The 7,201-nt window shown below is 34.1% G+C and carries 7 protein-coding genes and 3 tRNA genes; 4 read left to right on the top strand and 6 right to left on the bottom strand.

Annotated elements, in window-relative coordinates; genetic code table 11:
• The coding region (locus tag MODO_RS04775; RefSeq protein WP_059050774.1) for an ISAon1 family transposase at nucleotides 1–924 on the top strand (924 nt) is incomplete at its 5' end.
• 110 nt (nucleotides 925–1,034) lie between these two features.
• Here MODO_RS04775 and MODO_RS04770 read toward each other — a convergent pair.
• The 6 genes from MODO_RS04770 to MODO_RS04745 form a co-directional block, all read right to left on the bottom strand.
• Nucleotides 1,035–1,108, bottom strand: a tRNA-His gene (locus MODO_RS04770).
• Nucleotides 1,109–1,135: 27 nt separating this feature from the next.
• Nucleotides 1,136–1,209, bottom strand: a tRNA-His gene (locus MODO_RS04765).
• Nucleotides 1,210–1,235: 26 nt separating this feature from the next.
• Nucleotides 1,236–1,309 (bottom strand) — tRNA-His (locus MODO_RS04760).
• 79 nt (nucleotides 1,310–1,388) lie between these two features.
• Nucleotides 1,389–2,105: a bacillithiol biosynthesis deacetylase BshB1 gene (gene bshB1 / locus MODO_RS04755; RefSeq protein ID WP_006258853.1), complete on the bottom strand. Its 717-nt coding sequence runs from the start codon at nucleotides 2,103–2,105 to the stop codon at nucleotides 1,389–1,391.
• Nucleotides 2,106–2,139: 34 nt separating this feature from the next.
• On the bottom strand, nucleotides 2,140–3,198 hold the full coding sequence (locus tag MODO_RS04750) for a chorismate-binding protein (RefSeq protein ID WP_006261212.1): 1,059 nt from the start codon (nucleotides 3,196–3,198) through the stop codon (nucleotides 2,140–2,142).
• 116 nt (nucleotides 3,199–3,314) lie between these two features.
• On the bottom strand, nucleotides 3,315–3,737 hold the full coding sequence (locus MODO_RS04745) for a PaaI family thioesterase (protein WP_081316882.1): 423 nt from the start codon (nucleotides 3,735–3,737) through the stop codon (nucleotides 3,315–3,317).
• A 348-nt stretch (nucleotides 3,738–4,085) separates the two neighbouring features.
• Here MODO_RS04745 and MODO_RS04740 point away from each other — a divergent pair, with 348 nt between their 5' ends.
• The 3 genes from MODO_RS04740 to MODO_RS04730 are packed head-to-tail and all read left to right on the top strand — an operon-like array spanning nucleotide 4,086 to nucleotide 7,155.
• Nucleotides 4,086–4,655 (top strand): L-threonylcarbamoyladenylate synthase, encoded by a 570-nt coding sequence (locus MODO_RS04740; protein WP_059050770.1) that lies wholly within the window; start codon nucleotides 4,086–4,088, stop codon nucleotides 4,653–4,655.
• 20 nt (nucleotides 4,656–4,675) lie between these two features.
• Nucleotides 4,676–6,118 carry a CCA tRNA nucleotidyltransferase gene (locus MODO_RS04735; RefSeq protein WP_039329566.1) on the top strand — a complete coding sequence of 481 codons (1,443 nt, stop codon included), beginning with the start codon at nucleotides 4,676–4,678 and terminating at the stop codon, nucleotides 6,116–6,118.
• Nucleotides 6,118–7,155 carry a COX15/CtaA family protein gene (locus MODO_RS04730; protein ID WP_006258858.1) on the top strand — a complete coding sequence of 346 codons (1,038 nt, stop codon included), beginning with the start codon at nucleotides 6,118–6,120 and terminating at the stop codon, nucleotides 7,153–7,155. The genes MODO_RS04735 and MODO_RS04730 overlap by 1 nt, the downstream gene beginning before the upstream one ends.
• Nucleotides 7,156–7,201 lie beyond the last annotated feature (46 nt).

Genomic DNA, 7,201 nt, shown 5'->3' with positions numbered 1-7,201 from the left:
AAGTTTCAACGCCAATACAAACATAAAACTAGTGGTTTCAAACAATGGGATCAACAAGAACATGCACAAGACTGGCTACTCTACCCAGAAAATATAACTGAACAACTGTCCATAGATGAAGTATGTTTATCTATGGGAGAATTGTACACTATACTGACTTCTAAAGCAGGTAAAGGTCAGAAAAAGACCATTGTAGCGATAGTTAAAGGAACAAAATCAGATACTGTAATAAAGCATCTATCTAAACTACCTAAAAAACTTAGAGATAAAGTTACCGAGATTACTTTAGATATGGCAGGGGCTATGAAACAGATAGCTAAGAAGTGCTTCCCTAAAGCTGTGCAAGTAATTGATCGTTTTCATGTACAAAAGCTTGTAAGTGAAGCTGTACAAGATATTAGAATAAAATATAGATGGGCTGAGCTTGACGCTGAGAACACTGCTGTTTTAAAGGCTAAGGAAGAAGGCATTATATATAATCCTGAAATACTTAGTAATGGAGATACTAAGAAGCAACTTTTAGTTCGCTCACGTTCTCTACTTTATAAAAACCAAATTAATTGGACATCTGATCAACAAGAAAGAGCTAAAATACTATTTGAATTATACCCAGAGATTAAACAAGCCTATCTATTAGCTAATAACCTTAGACAGATATATAATCTACAAATAGATAAAGAAATAGCCATGACTAAGCTAGCTCATTGGTTTAATGATATTGAAAAAGCTTCACTCAAACACTTTAGTACTGTTTTAAAGACTTTTAATGTACACTATAACGAAATCATCAATTACTTTATTAATAGAAGTACAAATGCTTCTGCGGAATCATTTAATGCCAAAATTAAATTCTTCCGTATGATGTATAGAGGTGTTAGAGATAAGAAGTTTTTCCTTTTTAGATTAACCAAACTTTTTGCGTAGTCCCCAACTTTTGTCACTGATCCGTAATTTTATTGAATTAAATAAAGAAACAATCTTGAGTATTTAAAAACTAAAAAAGGCATTCAATAAATTGAATGCCTTTTTTTTAGGGTAACTAATGGGTTTCGAACCCACGACCTTCGGAACCACAATCCGACGCTCTAACCAGCTGAGCTATAGCTACCATTTAATTTCAATAAAAAGTACTTAGGGTAACTAATGGGGTTCGAACCCACGACCTCCGGAACCACAATCCGGCGCTCTAACCAGCTGAGCTATAGCTACCATGTTAAACAGTATTAAAATACTAGGGTAACTAATGGGTTTCGAACCCACGACCTTCGGAACCACAATCCGACGCTCTAACCAGCTGAGCTATAGCTACCATGTTTCTGTTTAACGAGTGCAAATTTAGCGATTATTCTATACTTCGCAAGCTTTTTTGCTTATTTTTTACACTAAATTTATATCAAATCTTCTAAAGTATTGACTGCTAAATACCTTTCAACTGTAAAACCTTCAGCAAAATCTTTATTTATTAGTCTTCCTAGGTCCTGCGCACGATAAGTTATACTATCTAAGAAGTTTTTTGACGTGATTGGAGTACTCGGTTCTTTAGAATTTTGATCAAAGAATTGCGTACTATATGCCATAACAGAATCAACTTTCTGATCCATGAAGCCAGTTACATCTACAACGAAGTCTGGCTCTATGTTTTTCCATTGTATATAATGATATACAACCTTAGGTCTCCATGCTTCTTGTTCTTCTCCATCTAAGCTAGTTTCTATCTTTCTCAATCCTGAAAGGAAACAAGCATCAGACACTAATTTACTCCCTTTTCCATGATCGATATGTCTATCGTCAATAGCATTACACAATACTATCTCTGGACGATACTTACGAATCATTTTAATAACTTCTAACTGATGCTTTTCATCATTAATAAAGAATCCATCTCTAAACTTTAAATTCTCTCTTGCAGACACTCCTAATATAGCAGCAGCGTTAGTTGCTTCTATTTTTCTAATCTCCGCAGAACCTCTAGTACCTAATTCTCCTTGGGTAAGATCAATAATCCCTACCTTTTTCCCTAGAGAAACTTCCTTCGCAATAGTTGCTCCACATCCTAATTCTACATCGTCTGGATGAGCTCCAAACGCTAATATATCTAATTTCATTTGTTGTTTTTTATTATTCTGTAATTCACAATTCTTAAATGAATACCTGTTTCATGGTAGAAGACTTATTCACTGTTTCTATAAATTCGCTTGATGGATCACTATCTATAGTTACCCCACAGCCAATATAGAGGTTAACACTATCCTCTTCTATATTCATACAACGCAAATTTACAAATAGATTCGTTTCATCTGTATTTTCTTGTTCTACATTGCAATTTAATTCTCCTAAATAACCAGCATAATACCCTCTATAATATCCTTCTTCTCTAACCAAAAAATCGCGTGCTACATCCTTTGGCATCCCACAAACAGCAGGAGTAGGATGAAGTGCTTCAACTATTGGTTTAAGGCTGTTGTTGCTCAATGTAGCAGTAATATCTGTACAAATATGCATTACTTTAGCTGCACGCTTAGAATAGGGTTCTGAAGTTGTAATATCTTGGACAAAAGGCTTTAAAGTTTCTGTAATAAAATCAGTTACAAATAATTGTTCTTCTTGTTCCTTAATCCCCCACTCTACTACTTCTTGCCCATGATTTACTTGTGTGCCTGCTAGAGCCATTGTTTTTAAAGTATTGTTCTTTATAGATAATAATGTTTCTGGTGTTGCTCCCATCCACAGTCCTATTTCTGGATGATATACTAAAGAACAAAATGCCGTTGGATAAGTATTACACAATTTATTAAATAACTGTCCTAAATCCTCTACTTGATAAGGAACATTTTCTTTTCTAGAAGGAACTACTTTTCCAAATTGTTTATCTCTAATAGCACTTACACAACGTCTTACCAGATCTTCAAAATCCTCCTTAGCTTTCTTATCATCATAATTAAGGTTCACTTCAGGAAGGTCTAAAGCAAGATCTCCTTGTGCTTCCTTTATAATAGCAGACTCTGCTAATGGAATATAAAAACGTGTCCCTTCTGCAAAAGGTGCAAATACAAAACCCTGTTCTTCAAATGTCTCCACCTTATGAAGAGCATACGTTTTTTGAAATAACCCTACTATTGTTTTAGAATTTGGTTTGCGATAGACTGCAAAAGGCTTTTGATCCGCATACTGCTTCGCTAAGCATTTAAATAAATACATCTTTTATGTTGATTTGTTTTTCTGTGCTTTTGTTACTTTGTTTTTGCTCCACGAATTACACTCTTAAATTTACATCATCCTCATCACAAAAGACCAAAATAACAAAATCACTTTAATTATTTATCGATAACGATATTTGTAATTTTACAGATAGATACTAATACATCATTCTCATCTGTTATTCTTATTTCCCATAAGTGTAGTGTGCGTCCTCTGTGTAATAATCTAGCTGTTCCGATTACATAACCAGATCGCTTACTCTTTACGTGATTAGCAGAAATCTCTATACCTCTTATTTCCTGTTTAGCAGGATCTATTAGCATTAGAGAAGCTCCACTTCCTAGACTTTCTGCTAATGCCACAGATGCTCCTCCATGTAAGAGCCCCATAGGTTGGTGTACTCTTGGATTGACAGGCATTTTAGCTACTAAAAAGTCAGGTCCAGCATCTATATATTCTATGTCGAGTGTCTCCATAAGTGTATTCTTACACACTTTGGCATACATTGCTAATAATTTATCTTTATCAAAGTCTTTCATATTCTTTTTGCTCATTGTTTGTTAGAAGTTTTAAAAACATAGATTGAGCGATAGTTTAACTAGAAGAATTGAGTTTAAAAAATCGCTGTTTAAATATACTAAATCAAATTTATAGAATACTAACTAAAACCACCGACTTTACAGTTGTCTCCTCTATTTTCTATATGATTTAGACTCTTATAGAGGCTTTAAAATTAAAGGAAAATAACTCTTGAATTCTTAAAAATATTATAATTGTTTTGAAATTGGCTCAGTCCGCATTTTTAATGACTTCTATCAGTTAGTTCTATCCTATTTTTTTAGTAATTTTACCTCCTTGATTATAACGATACTATTTACAACAAAATAATGGAAGATATCCAACAAGAAGTTTTCAATGCATACGAAGTCATTAAAAATGGCGGGATTATCTTATACCCTACTGATACTGTATGGGGAATAGGATGTGATGCAAATAACCCTGAAGCTATCAAAAAAATATATGCACTTAAAAAGCGTGCAGAATCAAAAAGTATGATTGTCTTAGTAAATGAGAGAATATTCCACAGAGTATTCAATGCTCCACCAGCTGTGACATGGGATATCTTAGACTGCAGCGAAAAACCTACTACCTTAATCTTAGACAACCCTAAGTATGTAGCTAAAGAAGTAGTATCAGCGGATAACTCTTTAGGTGTTCGTATTGTAGAAGAGCCTTTTTGCTTTAGATTAATTGAAAAAATGAAATCACCTTTGGTATCTACTTCTGCCAATATTAGTGGAGAACCTTCTCCTGCTAACTTTAGCGAAATTAGCAAAGAGATTATCGAAGGAGTTGATTATGTAGTAAACCTACGTCAAAAAGACATAAAGCCTGCAAAGCCTTCTACAATTATTAAATTAAAAGATAATAGCCAAGTTACTATCATTAGAAAATAGTACCTCCTATTGAATATATTATGAATGAGACCCCTATATATAAAGAAGCCATTACACATCCTATATTTGACTATATCTCTAAAGCAGCAGAAAGTCTAAATGTAGATAGCTATGTAATTGGCGGATTTGTAAGAGATTTTTTATTAAAAAGAGATTCTAAAAAAGATATTGATATCGTTGCTGTAGGTAGTGGTATCGAATTAGCTTTAAAAGTATCTGAATTACTTCCTAACAAACCTAAGGTACAAGTGTTTAAAAATTACGGAACAGCTATGTTGCGTTATGATGACATTGACATTGAGTTTGTTGGAGCGAGAAAAGAGTCCTATCACTTTGACAGCAGAAAGCCTGTTGTAGAAGATGGCACATTAGAAGATGATCAGAATAGACGTGACTTTACCATCAATGCCTTAGCGATATCTCTTAAGAAAGAAACGTATGGAGAGTTAGTAGATCCTTTTAATGGAGTTGCTGATTTAGCTAATAAAATCATTCGTACTCCTCTCGATCCAGATATTACCTATTCTGATGATCCATTGCGTATGATGAGAGCAATTCGCTTCGCTACTCAATTAGACTTTATGATAGAGCAGAACTCTCTTGATTCTATCACTGCTAATCATCAGAGATTAGAGATTATCTCTGGAGAGCGTATCGTAGATGAGCTAAATAAGATATTAATGTCTAAGAAGCCTTCTAAAGGGTTCTTATTGCTATATAAAACAGGGCTACTTGATTTGATCTTACCTGAGCTTACAGCTCTTAATCAAGTAGAAGAGATAGAAGGACATACCCATAAAAACAACTTTTATCACTCTTTAGAAGTGGTAGATAATATCTGTCCTAATACAGATGACTTATGGCTAAGATGGTCTGCCTTACTTCACGATATTGGAAAGGCACCTACTAAACGCTTTTCTAAAAAACAAGGATGGACATTTCATGGACACGAATTCCTTGGAGGAAAAATGGTAAAGAAGATCTTTATGAGATTGCATATGCCATTAAATCAAAAGATGAAATTTGTCCAAAAAATGGTTATTATGAGTTCAAGACCTATTGTTCTTGCTCAAAAAGAAGTAACTGACTCAGCGGTAAGAAGATTGGTATTTGATGCAGGAGAAAATGTAGAAGATTTAATGACGCTTTGTGAAGCTGACATCACGACTAAAAACCCTTCTAAGTTTAAGAAATATCACAACAACTTTAAAATAGTTAGAGATAAAATAGTCGAAGTAGAAGAACGCGATCACGTGCGTAATTTTCAGCCTCCTATTACAGGAGAAGAGATTATGGAGCTTTATGATCTTAATCCTTGTCGAGAGATCGGTATGATCAAAGAAGCTATTAAAGAAGCTATTCTAGAAGGTATTATCCCTAATGAATACGATGCGGCTTTTGAATTTATGAAAGCAAAAGCATCTAAGATGGGACTTGAAATTGTAAATAAAAAACAAGAATAATGAGAAACTATTTTTTGCCATTAGCTAAAGCATCTCTTATACTAGTTTATCTAGTAATCTTTGCAGGTGCAGCAGTAAGGATGACAGGCTCAGGAATGGGATGTCCAGATTGGCCAAAGTGTTTTGGATATTACATCCCTCCTACGGAAGAACAAACGATCACGTGGGAACCGAATAGAGAATATGAAAAAGGGCAAATGATCATACACGATCAAAGCCTGTGGAAAGCAAAAGAAACCTTTACAACTACGGACACTTATAATGAGAATCACTGGGAGAAATACACTAAACACAGCTACGCTCAATTCAATACTAGTCATACTTGGACAGAATACGTAAATAGACTTTGTGGAGCATTAGCTGGATTAGCTTGTTTAGCAATGGCTATAGCTTCGTTTTCTTTCTGGAGAGACCGCAAAGGATTAGTATTAGCATCATGGTTAGTAGTTTTCTTAATGGGATTCCAAGCTTGGTTAGGAGCTACTGTAGTATATTCAGTATTAAATCCTATTAAGATTACAGTGCACATGGTCATGGCTTTAGTTATTGTTGCCATTATAATAGGAATCATTAAAAGCGCTAAAAAAGAAACCGAGATTAAGAAGTACAATGGTACTTTTAGAATTCTATTAGTAGTCTCTCTTATCTTCACTCTTGCACAAGTAGTGTTAGGAACACAAGTACGTGAGTTTATAGACGAACAAGTGCAAGCAGGTATAGGAAATGAGTATTTATGGTTAAATAACCCTACAGTAGAATTCTATATCCACCGTAGTTTCTCTTTCATAGTTATGTTTTTGAATATGTATCTGTTCTACATCAATAGAAGATCTAACTTAGGCTTTGATAAAATGAAGTGGGTAATGGTATTATTAATTCTAGAGATATTCACTGGTATTATGATGTATTACGTTCATTTTCCATTCGGAACTCAAGCAGCTCACCTAGTATTAGCTTCTATTCTTTTTGGAGTTCAATTCCAATTAATTCTAGAAGCAAGAAGATGCTATCACTGTGGTAAAAGTAATCTAGACTAAAAGATATAGTCATATCATAAAAAAGGAGAGGTAAAATGATATCATT

The organism is Myroides odoratimimus (assembly GCF_001485415.1).
In the GTDB taxonomy this organism is placed as follows: domain Bacteria; phylum Bacteroidota; class Bacteroidia; order Flavobacteriales; family Flavobacteriaceae; genus Flavobacterium; species Flavobacterium odoratimimum.
Note: the sequence above shows the minus strand (reverse complement) of the source record. Positions and strands in the feature narration are given on the sequence as shown.

Coding starts and splice junctions, on each gene's coding strand:
- bshB1 (WP_006258853.1), bottom strand. CDS start 2,105: ATGAAATTAGATATATTAGCGTTTGGAGCTCATCCAGACGATGTAGAA.
- MODO_RS04750 (WP_006261212.1), bottom strand. CDS start 3,198: ATGTATTTATTTAAATGCTTAGCGAAGCAGTATGCGGATCAAAAGCCT.
- MODO_RS04745 (WP_081316882.1), bottom strand. CDS start 3,737: ATGAAAGACTTTGATAAAGATAAATTATTAGCAATGTATGCCAAAGTG.
- MODO_RS04740 (WP_059050770.1), top strand. CDS start 4,086: ATGGAAGATATCCAACAAGAAGTTTTCAATGCATACGAAGTCATTAAA.
- MODO_RS04735 (WP_039329566.1), top strand. CDS start 4,676: ATGAATGAGACCCCTATATATAAAGAAGCCATTACACATCCTATATTT.
- MODO_RS04730 (WP_006258858.1), top strand. CDS start 6,118: ATGAGAAACTATTTTTTGCCATTAGCTAAAGCATCTCTTATACTAGTT.